Raw genomic sequence first — 18167 nt, 5'->3', positions numbered from 1 at the left:
GGTTCTCGCGCCGCCGCCGCTCTCAGCGACGGCGCACCTTGTCCGAGACGGGCACCCGCTCACGCTAACAACGGCCCCTCCCCGGCCGCACCGCCTTTTCCCCGCTCAGCGGCGCCGGGCCCGCAGCCACTCCCGTACGACGGCGAAGTCGTCCTCCGTCAGGCCGCGGCGGTGGTCGACCCGGTGCGGCAGGGCCGCCGCGGGGTGGTGGAGGGCGACCCGGTCACGGTCGGCCCCGGTGAGTTCGTCGTCGAGCCAGACGAAGGGGCGGCCCGCCGCCCGGGCGACCAGTGGCCGGGTCTTCCAGTGCACCCTGCCGGGCGGCTCGTCCTCGTCCGGCCACCGCACGACCGGCAGCCGGGGCAGGCCGAGCCAGGGGGACAGGCAGGCGTTCGCGTCGTCCCCCCAAGTCGTGGCCCACACCAGTTCGCACCCCAGCCAGGCGGGGGCCGAGCGCCGGGTCGACGCGGTGCAGCAGCGGATGCGCCGCCCCGGCGCCGTCCGCGGGAGGGGCGGCGCCGTGGTCGTACACCGGGTAGGCGCGGTCCGTCGCCCCGAAGGGGATGAGCGGGCCGTCGACGTCGAGGAAGAGCAGCATCACCGTCCAGGATCGGGCATCCGGATCACGGCGGTGTCCGGCACCGCCGGTGGACGCGCCGCGTGGGTCACCGGTCGGCGGGTGGCCGAGGGGTCCCGTGCCTCTCGTGCCAGCGCACGAGTGCCGTGACGATCCGGCGCGGTTCGGGTACCGCGTCGAGCCCCAGCGGTACGGCGGCATCGGCCAGGATCCTGCCCAGCTTCGTCACCGCCGAGGCGAGCCCGCGCCGCCCGGTGCCCTGCACGGCGCCCAGCGTCAGGGCGGTCCGGATGACGTCGGTGAACACCGACTGGGCCTTCTTGTAGGCGAGCAGCCGGCCCAGGTCCTGCCGCCAGCCGTTGCCGCTGCCGGGGCGGATCTCCTCGACCGCCGCACACCACCGCTCGGCCATGGTCTGCGCCTGCCGGGCCGGGTAGCGCATCAGGTGCAGGTGGGTGGCCAGGTCGTAGAGCGGGTCGCCGACCATCGCCAGTTCCCAGTCGATGGTCCACAGGCGCTGTTCGGCGTCCACGATGAAGTTCTCGCGATGCAGGTCCGCGTGCAGCAGGCAGAACGGGCGCTCCCGCAGCCCCGCGACGTGCTTGCGCAGGTGCTTGAACGCGTCGCCGTCCAGCCCGAGGTCCAGGAAGAGCCGTCCGAAGCGGTCCACGTTGGGCTGGTACACCTGGTGCTCGGTGAAGTGGACGAGCCGCTCCAGGAACGCCTCCGTGTCGCCGTCGTCCGGACGGTCCTCCGCCTCGCAGCGCCGGCCGACCTCGATCGTCGCGGGCGCGATCGCGGCCAGTTGCCGGAACAGGTCCAGGATCTGGTGCCGGAACACCTCCGGAACGGGTGTACGGGACCTGTGGAGGGAACCGAGCGTCCGCCCCTCGATGAAGCGCTGCAGGCCCGTGCCGCCGATGTCGACGATCTCCGGGATGCCCCGGACCCGGCCCCGCAGGGCCTTCAGCAACTGCTCCTCCGAGACGAAGCAGCGCCGGTCGAACCAGAGCAGGTCGGCGCGCGGCTCCCGGCACTTCCACCGCCCCGGCCGAAGCCGGCCCGCCTCGCCGTGCAGCGGGAACACATAGGTCTCGTGGTGGTACCCCTGGAGCGGGCCCTCGACCACGCGCGCGTCACGGCTGATCTCGACCGCGTGCAGCCGGGCAATCGAAGCTGGTTCGGGGGACATGGCCCGTTTCTCTCGCGTTGGACCCTTCCGAAGGCCTCAGAAGTGGCAGAACGTTACTCCAGTTCACGCCTGTTTCAGGCGTGAACGGCACCGGACGCCCCCGCCCTGTCGGCCCGACTCATCCGACCGGACGTCACTCGGCGGCGGCCGACGCACAGGTGTGCCACCGGCGAGTCCGCCCGTCCCCCTCCGCGCCGAGAACGCCGCCGGTCTCACTCCCGGGTCCGGCCGGGCGCGCGCAGGGCCAGCAGGAGGGGCTCCAGGGAGCCCACGACGTGCTCGGCCCCGGCCTCCCGCAGGAGCTTCGCCTTGCGTTCGTTGCGCGCGTAGCCGAGGAACGGCACGCCGGCGGCGCGGGCGGCGGCGAGGTCGGAGGGGGAGTCGCCGATCATCAGGGCGGCCGAGGGCGCGGAGCCCATCGCGTTCAGGGCCTGGTTGAGGCAGTGCGGGTCGGGCTTGAGCAGGTGCAGGTCGGCGGTGCGGCCGTAGATGTGGGGCGCGAAGCAGGCGGTCAGGCCCCGGCTGTCGAGGTAGGCGCGGACCACCCGCGGGGAGTTGTTGGTGGTGATGGCCAGGCGCGAGCCGACGGCGGTCCAGGTACGGATCAGCGGGTCGGCCCAGGCGGTGGGCAGCGCGGAGCCGGCGGCGCGCAGCTCCTCCTTGGTGAGACGTTCCTCCAGCTCCGCGACCAGGTCGCTGCCGGGGCGCCTGCGGTCCACGGCGCGCAGCACCACGTGCGGGTCCAGGGAGTCGCGCGCGGTGTCGTCCAGCAGGCCGTGCAGCCCGCGCCCGGCCAGCCAGTCCACGAGTTCGGCCGCGACCCGTTCCGCCTTGTGCCGGGCGAAGAGGCGGCAGATCGGCCCGTCGAAGTCCCACAGGACGACGCGGGCCCGCAGGAGCGGTTCCCCGAGCTGCGCGGCCGTGCCGGCCGCGGTACCGGTCGTCGTGTCAGTCGTCGTCTCAGAAGTCACTAGAAGAGTGTCAGGTCCGTGGTGATCGTTTCCCAGAGGGCGTCGAACCACTTCTGCGACTGCTCCACGAACGCCGCGTCCCGCTGCCCGGCCCGCTTCTGGAAGGAGAACAGCAGGGACTCCGAGCCGACGGTGTCGTACATCTCCAGCGTGCCCTCGTCGGTGGGCTCCTCGCGCCGCGTGACCATGTAGTACGCGAAGAGCGCCTCCGCGCCGTTGAGCAGGTACAGCTTGGTCGGCGGGGTGAAGGGCAGCGCGCGGAAGGTGACGTGCACGTCGATGTCGTGGGTGGAGCGCAGCGCCTGCAGGTTGTACTGGAGGACCTGCCCCTGGGCGTTGCGCATGGCCAGCCAGCGCTGGTGCACCGGGTCGCCGTCGGCGCGGGAGGTGCCGACGGAGACCGGGAAGGCGAGGTTGATGTCCCGGGACGGCAGCAGGATGCGCACGTCGACCCGGTCGGGGCGCAGCCGCCCCTCGTGGATCAGGCGCAGCGGCTCGCCGAGGGCGGGGATGAGGCTCTGCGCGGTCAGGCAGACGGCGTCGATGCGGACGTGCGGGGCGGAGAACGCCTCGGTCAGCCGGGGGGCGAGGCCCACCATCGTCGGCTGGGGCCCGTCGTGGGTGGGGGCCGGGCCGGCGACCCTGGGCGGGCTGCCCTTGCTGACGTTGCTGAGCAGGCCGCTGTCCGCGAGTTCCCGCAGGGCCTGGCGTACGGCACCGCGCTCCACGCCGAACTCCCCGGCCAGCTCGGCCTGGGTGGGCAGGCGGTCGCCCGGCTTGAGGTCGCCGCTGCGGATGCGGTCCCGCAGGGCGGCGGCGATCTCCTGGGGGGTGAGCCGCCCGCTGCCGTTCACTGCCACGTTCTCCTGGGTCACGACCAAACGCTACAACCCTGATCCATCTATGGGGAGTTGTCGCAAAGTTGTTTGCAAGCATACGCCAAGTGGGGACAACTTAAGCATAGTTGGTTGCCAACTTGGTCGAAGTTGGCAGACCGAAAGGGGGAACCACCATGCCCGCCCTCGCGCTTCTCTCCGCGCTCTTCGTCGTCGGTTTCGAGCAGCTCGTCCAGTGGAGGTACGGCGCGGCCGGACTCCTCGGCCTGCTGCTGCTCTCGGTGGGCGTCAAGGCCGAGAGCCCGGCGGTCAGCTCCGCCGGCGCCGTGCTGCTCGCGGTGCTCCTCGCCGGCCCGGTCCTGTGAGGCCGGCCGGACGGCGCGCTACGGCGTGAGCGCCAGGTCCGAACTGATCGTCTCCCACAGCGCGTCGAACCACAGGTGGGACTGCTCCACGAACGTCGTGTCGCGCAGGTCCGCGCCCTGCCCGAAGTCGAACAGCATCGACCGCGTGCCCTCCGCGTCGTACATCTGGAGGTGCGCGTGGTCGATCTCGCGCTCGCGGCGGGTGAGCGTGTAGTACGCGAACAGTGCCTCCGCGCCGTTGAGCAGGTACAGCTTGACCGGCGGGGTGAGGGGCAGCGCGCGGAACGAGACGTGCACGTCGATGCCGTGCGTGGTGCGCAGCGCGAGCAGGTTGTTGCGCAGCACCTGGCCCTGGGCGTTGCGCTGGGCGAGCCAGCGCCGGTGCAGCAGGTCGCCGTCCGCGGCATCCACCGCGGCCGGGAAGGCGAGGTCGATGTTCCGGCTGGGCAGCAGCACGCGGACGTCGATCTTGGCCGGTTTCAGCTGCCCGGCGTGGATCTGCCGCAGCGGCTCGCCGATCGCCAGGGTGAGCGAGACGGCGGTCAGGCACAGGGCGTCGATCTCGACGTGCGGGGCGGCGAAAGCGGCCGCGATCCGCGGGGCGAGGCCCACCATGGTGGGCTGCGGCGGCGCCGCGGGGCCGGCCGCCGGCAGGGGCCGCCGGCCCGGTACCGCGGCCACGGTGGCGGGGCTGCCCTTGGAGACGTTGGTGAGCAGGTGCTCGGACTGCAGGATGCGCAGGGCCTGGCGGACGGCACCGCGCTCGACCCCGAACTCGTCGGCCAGCTTGGCCTGGGTGGGCATGCGCTGCCCCGGGCGCAGCACCCCGGACCTGATCCGGGCGCGCAGTTCGTCGGCCACCTCGCGGTGTGACGTGCGTGACCGCTGTGGCCTCTTCCGCCCACTGGCGGTGGCGAGTTCCGGGTCCACAACCCAACACTACAACTTCGCGCCATCTTGCGGCAGTTCACGGAAAGGTGGTTATGAGACGCACCCAAGTGGGGACAAGTACAGTTGAGTTGGTGGCCAACTTGAACAACATGGTCGAGCTTCCCCGGTGGTTGGCCGATCGGGCTCCCTTCCGGAGGGGAGCCGGGAGCCCGGAGCAGCGGCGGTCACCGGAGCGCACAGCCACCACGGCACCACCCGCACAGCCACAACCGAACATCGCAGCGCACAGCCACAACCGAACACCGCACAGCCACAACTGAACAGCTCGCTACGGATGACCAGTCGGAGCCGGCGGCAGGGCCGGCGGAGGAAGGGAAGCGGTCAGAACAGGTCCGGGCACCACGGGCGCCCGGACGTACGCAGCAGGGCGTCGGCCTTCCGGGCGGCGCCCTCTCGTTCTTCCCGGACCCGGCCGAGCGCCGCGAGCCGCACCGGCGACTCGTCGCCGAGCCAGAGGGTGCCCAGCTCCGCCACCGGCAGCGTCAGATCGGCGGTGGCACCGGCGGCGGGCGTGCAGGACGCCCCGTCCGGCGAGGCGTCCAGCCGGAACCGCCCGCCGGCCGGGCCGTCCGCGTCCACCACGTCCAGCACCAGCGTGCCCGTCCCCTCGTACGTGCGCGCCTCCAGGGCCCGTACGACGTCCAGGATCCGCACCCAGAGCCAGTCGGCCTGTCCGGTGACCCGGGCCGCGCGCGGGTCGGGGAGGTAGTGGGGCAGCAGGTCGTCCGGGCCGCGGAAGCCGCTCCTGACCTTGGTGATCCAGTCGATCGAGCACAGGAAGTGCCACAGGGCACGCTCGGCCGCCGGGGTGGTGGCTATGAGCTTTCGCACCGAGGCGGTCTGGTCCGGCTGCTTGCCGTTCCAGGTGTCGTCGGACGTGTAGGTCACCAGGCCCTGGACCTCGCCGGAGGCCGAGCGGTGGACGGCATGGAAGGGCTCGGTCCAGTTCCCGTGCGTGCGGACGGCACCGGTGTGGAGCTGCCACCACAGTTCGTCACGGCTGACCGCGCCCGGCTGGGCACGGCGGAACCGCTCGTACAGTTCGGGGCCCAGCTTGCGGACGTCCTCGCCGTCCACCAGGTCGATCCGGCCGCCGTCCCCGGGGCCGGACCAGCGCGGGTCGAGGCCGGCCCGCGGCACCTCCACGGTCCACTCGGTGGTCCAGGTGGCCGGGCCGAAGCCGAAGCGGCCGTAGATCGGGTACTCGGCGGCGATCAGGGTGGCCACGACGTCGCCGCGCTCCCTGGCGGCCGCCAGGTCGCGGTGCATCATGCGGGTCAGCAGGCCGCGGCGGCGGTGGGTGGGGCTGACGGTGACGTTGGAGATGGCGTCCGCGGGCACCGGCGTGCCGCCGACCGCGGTGATCTCCTGCGCGAACGAGCGGAAGGTCGCCACACAGCGGCCGTCCTCGTAGCCCCCGAGCAGCCGGCCCGGCACGAACTGCCGGCGCCGCGCGTCCAGTTGCTCCGCGGTCAGCACCGGCTCCCGCAGGAACCCGGTGGACAGGGCGCGCTGCCAGTCCTCGAAGCCGGCCTCGGTGACGGTGCGGACGTCGTTCGTCATGGGGGTCACCGTAGGCGCGCCGCCCGGACGGTGTCGCCCGAATATCCCCCGCGGCCCCGCCGTCTCGGGCCGGCACGCCTCGGGTCAGGAGGGCTCAGGTCAGCAGGTCGTCCACCTGCGCCTCACCCTCCCGGTACCGGCGCGCGATCTCCCCGCTGCAGTCGTCGGTCGTGCGCTGCAGACGGTGGCGGCGCAGGGAGATGTCCTGCTCGTAGCGGACCAGGCGGCCCATCGCGGTGCTCAGTTCCAGGTCGGTCCGGGCCTCGAGGTCGGACAGCTCCACCTCGGCGAGCATCTCGGCGGCCAGCTGCCCGTACTCCTCGTTGTGGGGCGGCCCGAGCGTGACGTGGCGGGCCGAGGAGCGCTGGCGGGCCGGGGCGTCGGTGAGGATCTCCGGGAGCCGCTCCACCAGGGAGGCGTCCACCGGCGCCGGCACGGACGCCCGGCCGCGCCGGGCCAGTTCCGCGCGCAGGATGTCGATCCGGCCCTGCAGCAGCCGCCGCACGTAGCTGAGGTCCGCCTCGTCGCGCTGGGCGTCGCGGCGCAGGGCGCGCAGTTCGGGCAGGCTCAGCCGGGCCAGGTCGTGCTCCGGCTGCTCCACGGGCAGGACCGGGCCCGCGGGGCCGTCGGCGCGCTGTGCGGGCGGGCGGTGGATGTCCAACCACCCGCTGACACTGGGTGTGCTCATGTGCTTGTGACCGTCCCCTCGACCGGCGTGTGCCAGCATCGTGCCACCCCAACCGGTCCCTAAGTGACTCAGTGCCCCCGAACAGCCCCAGATGGGGGCTTAAGGATCAATAATGGGGTCCCTCTGTCCGTCTCCGGGGCACCCGGCATGATGGTCCGCATGCGTGCGGTGGTGCAGCGGGTGGACGGTGCGAGCGTCGTCGTGGACGGCGAGACGGTGGGCGCGATCGAGGGCGAGGGCCTGTGCGTCCTGGTCGGCGTGACCCACGAGGACACCGAGGAGAAGGCGGACCGGCTCGCCCGCAAGCTGTGGTCGATCCGGATGCTGCGGGACGAGAAGTCGTGCAGCGACGTCGGCGCCCCGCTGCTCGTGATCAGCCAGTTCACCCTCTACGGTGACGCCCGCAAGGGCCGCCGCCCCACCTGGAACGCGGCCGCCCCCGGCGACGTCGCCGAGCCGCTGGTGGACGAGGTGGTGGCTCGGCTGCGCGCGCTGGGGGCGACGGTGGCGACGGGCCGGTTCGGGGCGGCGATGCGGGTGTCCCTGACGAACGACGGGCCCTTCACCGTGCTGCTGGAGATCTGACCGCCCCGGCTACGGCTCGACGACGACCTCCTGCGCCGCGGCCGTCTCCCCGGCCAGCAGCCGGGCGTCCACCGGGACGTTGCGCTTGACCAGGGCCAGGGCGATGGGCCCCAGTTCGTGGTGGCGGACGGAGGTCGTCACGAAACCGACCTTGCGGCCGTCGGGGCCGTCGTCGGCGAGGCGGAGCTCGGTGCCGTGGGCCGGGAGGTGGACGTCGCTGCCGTCGAGGTGCAGGAAGACCAGGCGGCGCGGCGGCTTGCCCAGGTTCTGCACGCGGGCCACGGTCTCCTGGCCGCGGTAGCAGCCCTTCTGCAGGTGCACCGCCGGGCCGATCCACCCCAGCTCGTGCGGGATCGTGCGGTGGTCGGTCTCGAAGCCGAGGCGGGGGCGGTGGTGCTCGACGCGCAGCGCCTCGTGGGCGAGCAGGCCGGCCGCGGGGCCGGCCGTGGCCGCGAAGGATTCCAGGTCGGCGCGCGGCAGGAAGAGGTCGCGGCCGTACGCCGTCTCGCGGACGACGGCGCCCTCGGGGACCTCGGCGATCGAGCCGGCCGGCAGGTGGACGACGGCGGTGTCGCCGGTGCGGTCGGCGACCTCGACCCGGTAGAAGAACTTCATCGACTCCAGGTACGCGATCAGCGCCTCCTGGGTGCCCGGCTCCACGTGGGCCCAGACCGTCTCGCCGTCGTCGACCAGGTACAGCGCGTGCTCGATGTGGCCGTGCGCGGAGAGGATCAGCGCCTCGGTGGCCTGGCCGGGGGGCAGTTCGCTGACGTGCTGGGTGAGCAGCAGGTGCAGCCAGCCGAGGCGGTCCGCGCCGGTGACGGTGACGACCCCGCGGTGGGAGAGGTCGACGAATCCGGTGCCGTCGGCGAGGGCGCGCTGCTCGCGGAACAGGTCGCCGTAGTGCGCGGCGACGCCTTCGTCCACGCCCTCGGCGGGAACGGCGCCGGGCAGGGACAGCAGGGGGCTCTTCATACGGCCAGCCTACGACGGGGTGGTTGAACTCTTCAGCGAGCAGTCCCTGCAGCGGCCGAAGATCGCGAAGTGCTTCATGTCGGTGTCGAAACCGAACTGCCGGCGCAGCTTCTCGGTGAACTCGGCCGCCACGTCGACGTCCGCCTCGATCACGTTCTCGCAGTCGCGGCACACCAGGTGCAGATGGTGGTGACGGTCGGCGAGGTGGTAGGTGGGCGCGCCGTGCCCGAGGTGGGCGTGGCTGACGAGGCCCAGCTCCTCCAGCAGCTCCAGGGTGCGGTAGACGGTGGAGATGTTGACCCCCGAGGCGGTCTTGCGCACCTCGCCCAGGATGGCGTCGGGGGTCGCGTGCTCCAGGGTGTCCACGGCTTCGAGCACGAGTTGCCGCTGCGGCGTCAGCCGGTAGCCGCGCTGCCTGAGGTCGCTCTTCCAGTCGGTGCTCACCACACCCCCAAGTCTAGGGCGGTTGGGCCGTGTCACGACTCGGCCGACAGGACACCGCTCATCAAGGCGTCGGCGAGCGCGCCGCGGTAAACGCGGGTCGCGCGAGCGATCTCGGTGTGTGCCTGGATCTTGTCGTCGAGGGCGGCGAGGGTGGCACCGATGGCCGCCTGCTCTGCGGCCGGTGGCAGGAGTACGGGCAGCTCGCCCAAGGTGCGGATGCTCAGCGAGGGGATGACCGAGCCCGCCGTTCGAGTCCTGATCCACTCCTGTGCGGTCGTCGCGCTCAGACAGGCGACGAGATACGCGGCTCCGACCGGTCCCGCCTCCGGCAGCCTGAGCCGGACCAGGTTGGGGTGGAACAGCCAGCCGGCGTGCTCCCCGGTGACCAGGGCACAACGACCCACGGTGCCGGTCCGGGTGAGCAGGACGTCTCCTTCGGCCAACTCGTACTTCGCCAACGTACGCGCCCGGTCCCAGGGGATCGCCGGTACGGCCGCGGCATCCTCGGTGACAATCCGCCGGCCGCGCAGGTCGCGGGGCAGTACGAGCGGGGTTCCGCCGTCCGCCCGGGTTCGTCCCTTGTCCTCCGTGCGCTGAGCCGGGCCGGTTTTGATGGACACACACAGCTCACCCAAGGGACGGCGCGACCAGCCGGGTGGCGTCGCGGGTTCGTCGGCCATCGTCACAGTCCGTACCTCCCGAGCCACCTGGCCGCTTCGGCGTCGGCCGCCTCCGCCCGCGCGTGCAGGCTCGCGATCTCCTCGGACAGCCTCGCCAGGGCGCCCCGGGTCTCGTCCCGGCCGGGTGCACCGGCGGCCGATCCGTAACCTGGCGGTCTTAGGTACAGACCGGGGTCCAGACCGTGGCCGTGGTCCGCGATGTCCGGCACCGGCACGGCCCGGCTGAGGCCGGGAGTGCCCGCGAAGGGGCGACCGGCCGACCGGGCCGTGTGCCACGACACATATTCCCCCACCAGCCGGGCGATGTCGTCGTCGGTCAGGGTCCACTGGGTCCGGGTGAGCCGGCGCCCCAAGTGCTCACCCGTCACGAACAACACCTCGGGGTCGGCCGCCGCTTTGAACCCGGGCGGGCGCAGGAACCAGATCTGCGTCTTGACGGCGGAGAGCGTGAACAACCCGGCAGGCAGCGCGATCACGCACTCCACGGCACCGGCATCCACCAGCGCGGCACGCACGGTCTCAGCGGCACCGGCGTTGAAGGAGGCTCCAGCCGGCAGCAGTACGGCGGCCCGCCCCTCCGGAGCGAGCAGCGAAACGGCGTACTGCAGCCAGTCGAACTCGGTCCGGTGGGCAGGACCGTAGGTCCAGTAAGGGGGCGGAGCCATGGCCTCCAGGCGTCGGCCGAAGGGCGGGTTGGTCAGCAAGACATCGAAGGCGCCCGGGGGGTCGGCGAAGGGGTCGAGCGCCGGGGTCAACTGCCCTTCCCCCAGCCGCACGGAACCACCGTGGTGCACCCGCAGATTCCATTGCGCCACCTGCCGTTCCAGGTGCCCGGGTACCCGGCCCCAGACTTGGGGCAGCGCGCTGTCGCCCTGCGCCGCGACCGCGTCCAGGTAGGCGACAAGCATTTCTCCGGTACGGCCGTACGGATCGTGCACGCGCACCGCACCAGGCCGTACGGCGGCCAGCGCCCCGGCCATGACGCGGCTCACGGAGGGCGGGGTGAAGAAGGCGCCACCCTCGCGCGCGTAAGCGGCCCGCCAGAGAACCAGGACGTGGTCGAAGGCCGCTCGGCTCTCCTGCGCGGAGACTACGGGGGTACTGCCGAGCGCGTCGGCGAGGACGGTCAAGAGGCGGCGTGGGGCCACATCCTCCGGCGGGTCGTTCTCTCGCACCGTCTCGCCGATGGTGTTCACGGCCTTCGCCAGACCGTCGTCGGGTTCCGCAATCTGGTTCACGACGAGGTACAGCAGCCACCGGAGGTAGCGCTCCAACGGCATGGGCCCCCGTAGCCGGTCCGCCTCCGGTCCCGCGAGCTGCTCGACTGTCCGGAGCAGCCCGTCGGCGGTGCCTCCGGACAGCCCCGCGCGGAACCGATCACCGTAGGTCGTGCCCACGGTCTCGCCCGGACGCCGGGCGTTCGCGGGGATGGCTCGCTCGGAGAGCCAGGCCAGCACGTCGTCGGCGCGGAACCGCTCGATGTCGGCGCCCGGGTTCACCACCGAGGGGAAGTCCGCGTGCCGACGCTCCCAATTGGTGACGGCGGGGCGCTTCACGCCTGCGAGGCGCGCGATGTCGGGCCGGGAGACGAGCGCACCCGTGGAACTCGGGTCAGTCACAACGCCTCCTTCCATCAGAATCGCGGCGGTCTGGCTCCGCCCAGGACATCCGCGCGGCCGGCGAGCACGGCCCGGAACCGGTCCATGGTCTGTGCCTCCTTGGCCAGCTCCGGGCTGAGGTAGCCGAGCACGCGGTAGATGGTGTCATGGTCGGCTGCGAGGTGCCGGTGGTGGACCGGCTCGTGGTGCATGACACGGTTGCGCAGCAGGACCAGCGAGGTCAGATCGCGATAGATGCGGTCTCGACGGCCACGGTAGTGCGGAAACGCCGAGTGCAGGACGGGCACCCAGAAGTGCCGGTCGTAGCCCGAGCCGTGGCTGAGCAGGGAGACCCAGAACCCGAAGGACAGCTCGGCCACGATGTCGTCCGGCGTCGTGCTCCGCAGGCGGCGCCCGCAGGAACGACGAGCATCCTCCACGAGCTTGAGCCCGCGCTCGTTCAAGGGCGCTACCGTCCACCAGTCCGGTCTGCCGTGATGTCGGACGAGCGCGTTGTGCAAGGCGTTGCGCAAAGCCAGTTCCAGGCAGTGGAGGGAACCAAGCAGGGCGGCCGCCACCTCGATGTTCCACCAGTACAGGCGTTCAGCCGCCCGTGCGTCGCCGTGCGCGGCGCGGATGTACCGTCGAAGCCGCGGCAGGGACAGGTCACGCAGCATCCATTCGGGCATTCGGTTGGCCATGATTCCCCCCGCACATTCATGGATGCGCCGTGCTACCGTGATTCATGAATGTTCTGGGCTCGCCTCTGCATCGCAAGCCACCCAGGGCACAGCCTCCGAAGCCCCGGCCGCACGCAAAGTGCGGCCGGGGCTTCGCGCATGTGTGAGGCCCGGCGCTCACCCTTTGAAGACGTCGTCACTGTAGCCAGTCACGACCAGCTACCGCAAGCGCATTGCCATGCAGCTCATTTTGTTAACCCTCCCAGTGGTTAACACTCGCTGCCAGAAGGCGGCCAACACGTACAACGCCCCCCGGGCCGTTGGGGCACGGAGGGCGTGAAGAAGTCAGGGGACCTGACGAGGTCCTAACGGCCTACTTGAAGAAGGCGATGCCGTCGTCCGGCAGGTCGTCCGGGAGGGCCTTGGCCCAGCGCTCGACCTGCTCGGGGGTGACGACCTTCTTCAGGTGGGCCGACATGTAGGGGCGCAGCTCGACCTCGGGGGTCTGCTTCTCGCCGACCCACATCAGGTCGCTCTTGACGTAGCCGTACAGCCGCTTGCCGCCGGTGTAGGGGCCCGAGGCGGCGGTGCGGGCCACGGCGTCCGTGGCCAGGTCGATCTGCGGCTTCTTGTCGGCCATCTCGCCGTACCAGACCTCGACGACGCCGTCGTCGCGGACCATGGTCACCTCGACCTTGCGGTCGGCGTCGATCCGCCAGAAGCCCGACTCCGACTCCAGCGGGCGGACCTTGTTGCCGTCCTGGTCCAGCACCCAGGTGTGGGAGTGGTACTCCAGGAAGTCCCGGCCGTCGTGGGTGAAGCTGACCTCCTGCCCGAAGTTGCACTTCTGCGAGCCGGGGAAGTCGTGCACGCCCGCACCGGCCCAGTCACCGAGCAGGAAGGCGAGCGGGACGAGGTCCTTGTGCAGGTCGGACGGGATCTCGATCATGAGCGGCAGTGTTCCTCGTCGGGGGTCAGCGCTGGCCCTGGTACAGCTTCTTCACGGTCAGGTAGGCGAAGGCGAGGACGCCGACGCAGACCAGGACCAGCAGGATTTCGTAGAAGGTCTCCACGGGTGCTCCTTGAGCGAGGGTGGGCATACGACAGGGCCGCGCCCCAGCTTACGCGGCCGGGGCGCGGCCCTCCTTTCGAGGTGTGCCTTACGGGGGGCATGGCGGCAGGGGGTCAGGCGAGCAGCTGCGTCTGCAGGGTGACCGTCTGCTGGAACGGCACGGTGAGGGCGCCGCCCTCGCGGGACTGGAGGATCACCGCGTAGACGTCCCCGGCGGCGACGAAGGCCTGGCGGACCTGCTCGGCGCCGTACGGTTTCGGCTCGACGTACGTGGTGCGGCTGGTCTGCGAGACCGTCGCCGCGCCCGGGACGTGCTTGCCGTGGACGGCGTCGCCGGAGCCGCGGATCCCGTACGACGGGGTGCTGTAGGCGTCGGCGGCGGCCATGGAGTCCTCCTGCCGGTACTGGACCAGCCGGATGTCCACGCCGTACGCGCTGCCGTCCTTCCAGCCGGTGACGGCCGCCCGGCGGAACCGGTCCGTCACCAGATCGCCGAACTTGTCGGCCGGCTGCGTGTACTCGCCGGCGTACGCGGCCAGGCCCATCCAGCCGTCGCGGGGCACCCAGCCCGCCTCCCGGGCGCCGCTCGGCCGCTTCAGCAGCAGCTTGCGCAGGTCGCCGTCGGTGCTCAGCCTCGGGTCCCGCGCGGCCGTGAGCGGTTCGACCTCGCCCCTGGCCTGCCGGAGCACCGGCTGGGAGAGCGACGGCAGCTTCGTGGGCTCGCGCCCGGCCTGGACCAGGTACCCGGCGCAGGTGCCGGCGACCAGGCCCAGCAGCGCGGCGGCGCCGACCAGCCGGGCCGTACGGCCGCGCCGGCGGGGCCGGGACGGCACGGGCGCAACCGGCGCAACCGGCGCATCCGGCACGCCAGGTCTCTCTTCGGGTTCTTCCAATACGTCCCCCCAGATTGGCCGTGACCCGGGGTTGTAGGGGGGAGATTACGATTCGGGCATGGCGAAGAAGCTCGTGATCAAGGTGACCGCCGGGGCCGACGCGCCCGAGCGCTGCTCGCAGGCCTTCACGGTGGCGGCGGTGGCCGTGGCCAGCGGGGTCGAGGTGTCGCTGTGGCTGACCGGGGAGTCGTCCTGGTTCGCACTGCCGGGGCGGGCCGCCGAGTTCGAACTGCCGCACGCCGCGCCGCTGCCGGACCTCATCGACTCGATCCTGGCGGCCGGCCGGATCACGCTGTGCACGCAGTGCGCCGCGCGCCGCGGGATCACCGAGAAGGACGTCCTCGAGGGCGTGCGGATCGCGGGCGCGCAGGTCTTCGTGCAGGAGGCGCTGGCGGACGGCACCCAGGCGCTCGTCTACTGATCTCCGGTCCGGGCCCGGTCTAGGAACGCGGGCGCTTCTTGCCGTCCAGCTCGTCCCACCACTCGTCGGACTTCGGGTCGCCGGAGGGGTCGTCCCACCAGCGGTCCTCGGGCCCCCGCCGGTTGGCGACCATCGCGGCCACCGGCGGGATGACCATGGCGAACAGGCACATGCCGACGGCCGCGGGCACCGACCAGATGCGCACGACCCCCCAGGCCAGGACGAAGAGGCCGATACAGACCCCCATCATGGCGAAGTACTGGTGCCGCCGCCGCGCGTACATACCTCCAGAGTAGGCCCGGTCCCCCTGTCACAACTGATCGACAATGCGCCGTCCGGCCGGGCCCCGGGGCTACCGTGGCGTAGGACCGCCACGGCACACCCAACCGATCCGGGGGAAGACCACATGCGCGCCCTGCGAATATTCCTGATCCTCGTCGTGATCCTGGGCGTCCTCTTCGTGATCGTGGACCGGGTGGCGGTGCACTTCGCCGAGGGCGAGGCCGCGGACAAGCTGAGGACGACGCAGAACCTGGCCTCGACCCCGGACGTGAACATCAAGGGCTTCCCGTTCCTCACCCAGGTCGCGGGCGGATCGCTGGACGACGTCGAGGTGGGGATCAAGGACTACGAGGCGGCCACCGGCATCGCCGGCAAGACGATCCGGATCGACGACCTGAAGGCCGACATGAAGGGCGTCTCCTTCTCCGGGGACTACAGCTCGGCCACCGCCTCCAGCGCCACCGGCACGGCGACCATCGCCTACTCGGAGCTGCTGAAGGCCGTCAGGTCCGAGCCGTCGGAGATCGCCCCGGGGATCGAGGCGCAGGTCGTGGGCCTGTCCGACGGCGGCCACGGCAAGATCAAGGTCGCGGTGCACGTGACGGGCAAGCTGCTGACCGTTCCGATCGACCGGACGGTGTCCGTGCTCAGCACCGTCTCCGTCGCGAACAACAGGGTCGAGGTCCGCGCCGACTCCCTGCCCGTGCTGGGGGCCGTCGTCGCCGCCGAGAACCGCGTCCGCCGGATCACCGACTTCCAGCAGGTCATCGACCGGCTGCCCGGCGGTGTGAAGCTGGACAAGGTGCAGGCGGCCCAGGACGGCGTGGAGATCACCGTGCGGGGTTCGCACGTCAAGCTGGCGGGGTAGGCGTCACCCGGCGGCGGACAACGCGTGTCCGCCAGGCGAGACACGCCGTCCGTACGGCAGTTCCGGTGGGCGGACGTAGCACCCGCAGACCGCTCCACGACGGGCCGGGACGCCTTATCGTCCCGCTATTCGGACGATCGAGTCTCAGAATGCGACACGCCGGTGACATGACCACCCGGACATCCCTACGATCGAGGGCATGAAGCGACAGGCGGATCTCACGAAGCGGCGGGCAGTGGACCTGTGCCGCGTTGCCGCCATGCTCTGTCGCCCCTTCTGAGCGAAAGTCCCCGACTTCCGCGTCTCACCCCCCGCCCTGCTGGAAGGGCACCCCTGCGCCGGCCCCGGACGACTCCGTAGAGCCGCGCCCTCTCCACTCGCACGCCCCGCCGTAACTGCCCCGGAGGAGAAAGAGCATGAGCCGCAGCGACGTCCTGGTAGACGCCGACTGGGTCCAGGAGCACCTGGACGACCCGAACATCGCGATCGTGGAGGTGGACGAGGACACGTCCGCCTACGAGAAGAACCACATCAAGAACGCGATCCGCATCGACTGGACCACGGACCTCCAGGACCCGGTCCGCCGCGACTTCGTCGACCAGGCCGGCTTCGAGAAGCTGCTGTCGGAGAAGGGCATCGCCAACGACCACACGGTGATCCTCTACGGCGGCAACAACAACTGGTTCGCGTCGTACGCCTACTGGTACTTCAAGCTGTACGGCCACGAGAACGTCAAGCTCCTCGACGGCGGCCGCAAGAAGTGGGAGCTGGACGCGCGCGAGCTGGTCGCCGGCGACGAGGTGCCCGAGCGCCCGAAGACGGACTACAAGGCCAAGCCGCAGAACACGGCGATCCGCGCCTTCCGCGACGACGTCGTCGCCGCGATCGGCGCGCAGAACCTGGTCGACGTGCGCTCGCCCGACGAGTTCTCCGGCAAGCTGCTCGCCCCGGCCCACCTGCCGCAGGAGCAGTCGCAGCGCCCGGGTCACGTCCCCTCCGCGAAGAACATCCCGTGGTCGAAGAACGCCAACGACGACGGCACGTTCAAGTCGGACGAGGAGCTCAAGGAGCTCTACGCCAAGGAGGACGTGGACCTCGCCAAGGACACGATCGCCTACTGCCGCATCGGTGAGCGCTCGGCCCTGACCTGGTTCGTGCTGCACGAGCTGCTCGGCGTCGAGAACGTCAGGAACTACGACGGCTCCTGGACCGAGTACGGCTCCCTCGTCGGCGTGCCGATCGAGCTCGGCGCCGGCAAGTAACCCACCCCGACCGACCTCCTGGTCAGACCCCTTACGGAGAATCAGCATGTGCGGAGCGAAGGCCGGCGGCCCGGACGCCTCGACGATCAAGCCCGGTGAGACCACGATCCAGGGTCAGGTGACCCGCGACGGCGAGCCGGTGACGGGCTACGTCCGTCTCCTCGACTCGACCGGCGAGTTCACCGCGGAGGTGCCGACCTCCGCCACCGGACAGTTCCGGTTCTACGCGGCCGAGGGCACGTGGACCGTGCGCGCGCTGGTGCCGGGCGGCTCCGCCGACCGCACCGTGGTCGCGCAGCAGGGCGGGCTGGCGGAGGTCGCCATCGCCGTCTGAGCGGTAGCGCTCGCGCTGGAGGGCCGTATCCCCCGGGTTGGACGCCGGGTGGGGGTGCGGCCCTCCGGTGTCTCGCCGCGGGGGTGGCCGTGGGGTGCCGTGTGCAGGTCTGCTGTGGCTGGTCGCGCAGTTCCCCGCGCCCCTTCGAGGTCGGTCCGGCGCAGGTATCCGAAGGGGCGCGGGTACATGTGCGACAAACCCCTGCGCATCCGCGCCCAGCACCGGCGGAGCGTCCCTGAGACGGGGGGCCCGGGGCGAGGGGCGGCGTCGTCCCGCGTGCCGTGGGCATCGGGCCTGAACGGCGGTAGCGCGTAGGCCGGCCACGGGGTGGCCGTCCGGTCCACCAACGTCCGGTTCTCCCGCTGCCACCGCCTGCACTCCTCGTACGGCAGGCCGCCGGCGGCCGTCATGCGCGGTGCTCCCGCCGCTGGTGCTGGCGCAGCAGGACGTTCGCGTCGGTCTCGGCGCTGCGGTCGTAGGCCGCGCGGGCGGCCTCCCGCCGCTCCGCCAGCTCCGCGCAGGCGGCACAGCCGGGGACGGGGCGCGGCGGCCGGCTGTCGTCGTCCAGCGGCGGGGGCAGCGACGGCAGCGACCTGGTGCGGTGGTTGACGGCCCGGACATTCGCGCCGAGCCGCTCCCGGTCCGTGGCCGGGCGCAGCCTCTCCGGATCGGCCTCCCACTCCACTCCGCCGCCGACCGGGCGGAGCAGCACGTAGGGACCGGCCCGGTCGCGGTACTCGCCGACCCTGCCGGTCGCCGGGTCGTAGAGGAGGGCTCCGGGTTCGAGGGGCTCCGACTTCGTCGTCACTGCGGCCAGCTCCTTCACTTGAACGCATGTGCGCAGCGCTACGGTGTAGCTACGCTTTGTGTTCGGCGTGCTCAAGAGCATGGCGCATGCAGAGGGCGTTCGGGCTGCTGAGCGGCCCAAAT

General features: G+C 71.6%; 22 protein-coding genes and 1 pseudogene. 7 read left to right on the top strand and 16 right to left on the bottom strand.

Features of this window, described 5'->3' with window-relative positions:
* Positions 1 to 105: 105 nt before the first annotated feature.
* The 4 genes and pseudogenes from AQJ66_RS07770 to AQJ66_RS07755 all read right to left on the bottom strand — a co-directional run bounded on the left by AQJ66_RS07770 (position 106) and on the right by AQJ66_RS07755 (position 3621).
* A pseudogene (locus AQJ66_RS07770) lies at positions 106 to 598 on the bottom strand (HAD domain-containing protein).
* 67 nt (positions 599 to 665) lie between these two features.
* Positions 666 to 1769, bottom strand: coding sequence for an aminoglycoside phosphotransferase family protein (locus tag AQJ66_RS07765; RefSeq protein ID WP_061918490.1), 1104 nt, complete (start codon positions 1767 to 1769; stop codon positions 666 to 668).
* A gap of 212 nt (positions 1770 to 1981) precedes the next feature.
* Positions 1982 to 2740, bottom strand: coding sequence for an HAD family hydrolase (locus tag AQJ66_RS07760; RefSeq protein ID WP_244162770.1), 759 nt, complete (start codon positions 2738 to 2740; stop codon positions 1982 to 1984).
* On the bottom strand, positions 2740 to 3621 hold the full coding sequence (locus tag AQJ66_RS07755; RefSeq protein ID WP_244162769.1) for a GntR family transcriptional regulator: 882 nt from the start codon (positions 3619 to 3621) through the stop codon (positions 2740 to 2742). The genes AQJ66_RS07760 and AQJ66_RS07755 overlap by 1 nt, the downstream gene beginning before the upstream one ends.
* A gap of 131 nt (positions 3622 to 3752) precedes the next feature.
* Here AQJ66_RS07755 and AQJ66_RS07750 point away from each other — a divergent pair, with 131 nt between their 5' ends.
* A complete protein-coding gene (locus AQJ66_RS07750; RefSeq protein WP_061918486.1) occupies positions 3753 to 3941 on the top strand; it encodes a hypothetical protein in 189 nt (62 codons plus the stop codon).
* An 18-nt stretch (positions 3942 to 3959) separates the two neighbouring features.
* On the opposite strand, the gene AQJ66_RS07745 is transcribed toward AQJ66_RS07750, so the two are convergent.
* From AQJ66_RS07745 to AQJ66_RS07735, 3 genes are all read right to left on the bottom strand, one after another.
* Positions 3960 to 4871: a winged helix-turn-helix domain-containing protein gene (locus tag AQJ66_RS07745; RefSeq protein WP_061918484.1), complete on the bottom strand. Its 912-nt coding sequence runs from the start codon at positions 4869 to 4871 to the stop codon at positions 3960 to 3962.
* A 342-nt stretch (positions 4872 to 5213) separates the two neighbouring features.
* The gene (locus AQJ66_RS07740) at positions 5214 to 6455 is read right to left on the bottom strand and encodes a GNAT family N-acetyltransferase (protein WP_061918482.1); all 1242 of its coding nucleotides are present in this window, start codon (positions 6453 to 6455) and stop codon (positions 5214 to 5216) included.
* A gap of 94 nt (positions 6456 to 6549) precedes the next feature.
* Positions 6550 to 7143, bottom strand: a complete 594-nt coding sequence (locus AQJ66_RS07735) for an RsiG family protein (RefSeq protein ID WP_061918480.1) — start codon at positions 7141 to 7143, stop codon at positions 6550 to 6552.
* A gap of 159 nt (positions 7144 to 7302) precedes the next feature.
* Here AQJ66_RS07735 and dtd point away from each other — a divergent pair, with 159 nt between their 5' ends.
* Positions 7303 to 7728: a D-aminoacyl-tRNA deacylase gene (gene dtd / locus AQJ66_RS07730; protein WP_063804023.1), complete on the top strand. Its 426-nt coding sequence runs from the start codon at positions 7303 to 7305 to the stop codon at positions 7726 to 7728.
* A 9-nt stretch (positions 7729 to 7737) separates the two neighbouring features.
* On the opposite strand, the gene ygfZ is transcribed toward dtd, so the two are convergent.
* The 7 genes from ygfZ to AQJ66_RS07695 all read right to left on the bottom strand — a co-directional run bounded on the left by ygfZ (position 7738) and on the right by AQJ66_RS07695 (position 14010).
* Positions 7738 to 8703, bottom strand: a complete 966-nt coding sequence (gene ygfZ / locus AQJ66_RS07725; RefSeq protein ID WP_061918476.1) for a CAF17-like 4Fe-4S cluster assembly/insertion protein YgfZ — start codon at positions 8701 to 8703, stop codon at positions 7738 to 7740.
* Positions 8704 to 8712: 9 nt separating this feature from the next.
* Complete coding sequence (locus tag AQJ66_RS07720) at positions 8713 to 9150, bottom strand: Fur family transcriptional regulator (RefSeq protein ID WP_061918474.1); 438 nt, start codon at positions 9148 to 9150, stop codon at positions 8713 to 8715.
* 29 nt (positions 9151 to 9179) lie between these two features.
* On the bottom strand, positions 9180 to 9827 hold the full coding sequence (locus AQJ66_RS07715) for a restriction endonuclease subunit S (RefSeq protein WP_063804032.1): 648 nt from the start codon (positions 9825 to 9827) through the stop codon (positions 9180 to 9182).
* 2 nt (positions 9828 to 9829) lie between these two features.
* Positions 9830 to 11446 carry an SAM-dependent methyltransferase gene (locus AQJ66_RS07710; RefSeq protein WP_061918469.1) on the bottom strand — a complete coding sequence of 539 codons (1617 nt, stop codon included), beginning with the start codon at positions 11444 to 11446 and terminating at the stop codon, positions 9830 to 9832.
* Between the two features lie 14 nt (positions 11447 to 11460).
* Positions 11461 to 12126, bottom strand: a complete 666-nt coding sequence (locus AQJ66_RS07705) for a hypothetical protein (protein WP_061918467.1) — start codon at positions 12124 to 12126, stop codon at positions 11461 to 11463.
* A 352-nt stretch (positions 12127 to 12478) separates the two neighbouring features.
* Positions 12479 to 13054: a heme-binding beta-barrel domain-containing protein gene (locus tag AQJ66_RS07700; protein ID WP_061918466.1), complete on the bottom strand. Its 576-nt coding sequence runs from the start codon at positions 13052 to 13054 to the stop codon at positions 12479 to 12481.
* A gap of 236 nt (positions 13055 to 13290) precedes the next feature.
* Positions 13291 to 14010, bottom strand: a complete 720-nt coding sequence (locus AQJ66_RS07695; protein ID WP_061918464.1) for a hypothetical protein — start codon at positions 14008 to 14010, stop codon at positions 13291 to 13293.
* 118 nt (positions 14011 to 14128) lie between these two features.
* Between AQJ66_RS07695 and AQJ66_RS07690 the strand changes: the two genes are divergently transcribed.
* Complete coding sequence (locus AQJ66_RS07690) at positions 14129 to 14491, top strand: DsrE family protein (protein ID WP_061918462.1); 363 nt, start codon at positions 14129 to 14131, stop codon at positions 14489 to 14491.
* Positions 14492 to 14510: 19 nt separating this feature from the next.
* Here the strand turns inward: AQJ66_RS07690 and AQJ66_RS07685 are convergent, their stop codons facing one another.
* The gene (locus AQJ66_RS07685; protein ID WP_061918460.1) at positions 14511 to 14774 is read right to left on the bottom strand and encodes a DUF3099 domain-containing protein; all 264 of its coding nucleotides are present in this window, start codon (positions 14772 to 14774) and stop codon (positions 14511 to 14513) included.
* 123 nt (positions 14775 to 14897) lie between these two features.
* Between AQJ66_RS07685 and AQJ66_RS07680 the strand changes: the two genes are divergently transcribed.
* From AQJ66_RS07680 to AQJ66_RS07670, 4 genes are all read left to right on the top strand, one after another.
* Positions 14898 to 15641, top strand: coding sequence for an LmeA family phospholipid-binding protein (locus tag AQJ66_RS07680; RefSeq protein ID WP_061918458.1), 744 nt, complete (start codon positions 14898 to 14900; stop codon positions 15639 to 15641).
* 199 nt (positions 15642 to 15840) lie between these two features.
* Positions 15841 to 15921 (top strand): Ms5788A family Cys-rich leader peptide, encoded by an 81-nt coding sequence (locus AQJ66_RS40935; RefSeq protein WP_350751515.1) that lies wholly within the window; start codon positions 15841 to 15843, stop codon positions 15919 to 15921.
* 136 nt (positions 15922 to 16057) lie between these two features.
* A complete protein-coding gene (locus tag AQJ66_RS07675; protein ID WP_061918456.1) occupies positions 16058 to 16903 on the top strand; it encodes a sulfurtransferase in 846 nt (281 codons plus the stop codon).
* A 46-nt stretch (positions 16904 to 16949) separates the two neighbouring features.
* A complete protein-coding gene (locus AQJ66_RS07670; RefSeq protein WP_006139129.1) occupies positions 16950 to 17237 on the top strand; it encodes a DUF1416 domain-containing protein in 288 nt (95 codons plus the stop codon).
* Between the two features lie 406 nt (positions 17238 to 17643).
* Here the strand turns inward: AQJ66_RS07670 and AQJ66_RS07665 are convergent, their stop codons facing one another.
* On the bottom strand, positions 17644 to 18045 hold the full coding sequence (locus AQJ66_RS07665) for a hypothetical protein (RefSeq protein WP_061918454.1): 402 nt from the start codon (positions 18043 to 18045) through the stop codon (positions 17644 to 17646).
* Positions 18046 to 18167 lie beyond the last annotated feature (122 nt).

The sequence above is a fragment of the Streptomyces bungoensis genome (assembly GCF_001514215.1).
Classification (GTDB): domain Bacteria; phylum Actinomycetota; class Actinomycetes; order Streptomycetales; family Streptomycetaceae; genus Streptomyces; species Streptomyces bungoensis.
Note: the sequence above shows the minus strand (reverse complement) of the source record. Positions and strands in the feature narration are given on the sequence as shown.

What these genes read in the sequence shown, in the direction of transcription:
- AQJ66_RS07715 (WP_063804032.1), bottom strand. Translation starts at nt 9,827, where the DNA reads ATGGCCGACGAACCCGCGACGCCACCCGGCTGGTCGCGCCGTCCCTTG.
- AQJ66_RS07735 (WP_061918480.1), bottom strand. Translation starts at nt 7,143, where the DNA reads ATGAGCACACCCAGTGTCAGCGGGTGGTTGGACATCCACCGCCCGCCC.
- AQJ66_RS07675 (WP_061918456.1), top strand. Translation starts at nt 16,058, where the DNA reads ATGAGCCGCAGCGACGTCCTGGTAGACGCCGACTGGGTCCAGGAGCAC.
- AQJ66_RS07765 (WP_061918490.1), bottom strand. Translation starts at nt 1,769, where the DNA reads ATGTCCCCCGAACCAGCTTCGATTGCCCGGCTGCACGCGGTCGAGATC.
- AQJ66_RS07700 (WP_061918466.1), bottom strand. Translation starts at nt 13,054, where the DNA reads ATGATCGAGATCCCGTCCGACCTGCACAAGGACCTCGTCCCGCTCGCC.
- AQJ66_RS07705 (WP_061918467.1), bottom strand. Translation starts at nt 12,126, where the DNA reads ATGGCCAACCGAATGCCCGAATGGATGCTGCGTGACCTGTCCCTGCCG.
- AQJ66_RS07670 (WP_006139129.1), top strand. Translation starts at nt 16,950, where the DNA reads ATGTGCGGAGCGAAGGCCGGCGGCCCGGACGCCTCGACGATCAAGCCC.
- AQJ66_RS07680 (WP_061918458.1), top strand. Translation starts at nt 14,898, where the DNA reads ATGCGCGCCCTGCGAATATTCCTGATCCTCGTCGTGATCCTGGGCGTC.
- dtd (WP_063804023.1), top strand. Translation starts at nt 7,303, where the DNA reads ATGCGTGCGGTGGTGCAGCGGGTGGACGGTGCGAGCGTCGTCGTGGAC.
- AQJ66_RS07690 (WP_061918462.1), top strand. Translation starts at nt 14,129, where the DNA reads ATGGCGAAGAAGCTCGTGATCAAGGTGACCGCCGGGGCCGACGCGCCC.
- AQJ66_RS07750 (WP_061918486.1), top strand. Translation starts at nt 3,753, where the DNA reads ATGCCCGCCCTCGCGCTTCTCTCCGCGCTCTTCGTCGTCGGTTTCGAG.
- ygfZ (WP_061918476.1), bottom strand. Translation starts at nt 8,703, where the DNA reads ATGAAGAGCCCCCTGCTGTCCCTGCCCGGCGCCGTTCCCGCCGAGGGC.
- AQJ66_RS40935 (WP_350751515.1), top strand. Translation starts at nt 15,841, where the DNA reads ATGAAGCGACAGGCGGATCTCACGAAGCGGCGGGCAGTGGACCTGTGC.
- AQJ66_RS07740 (WP_061918482.1), bottom strand. Translation starts at nt 6,455, where the DNA reads ATGACGAACGACGTCCGCACCGTCACCGAGGCCGGCTTCGAGGACTGG.
- AQJ66_RS07685 (WP_061918460.1), bottom strand. Translation starts at nt 14,774, where the DNA reads ATGTACGCGCGGCGGCGGCACCAGTACTTCGCCATGATGGGGGTCTGT.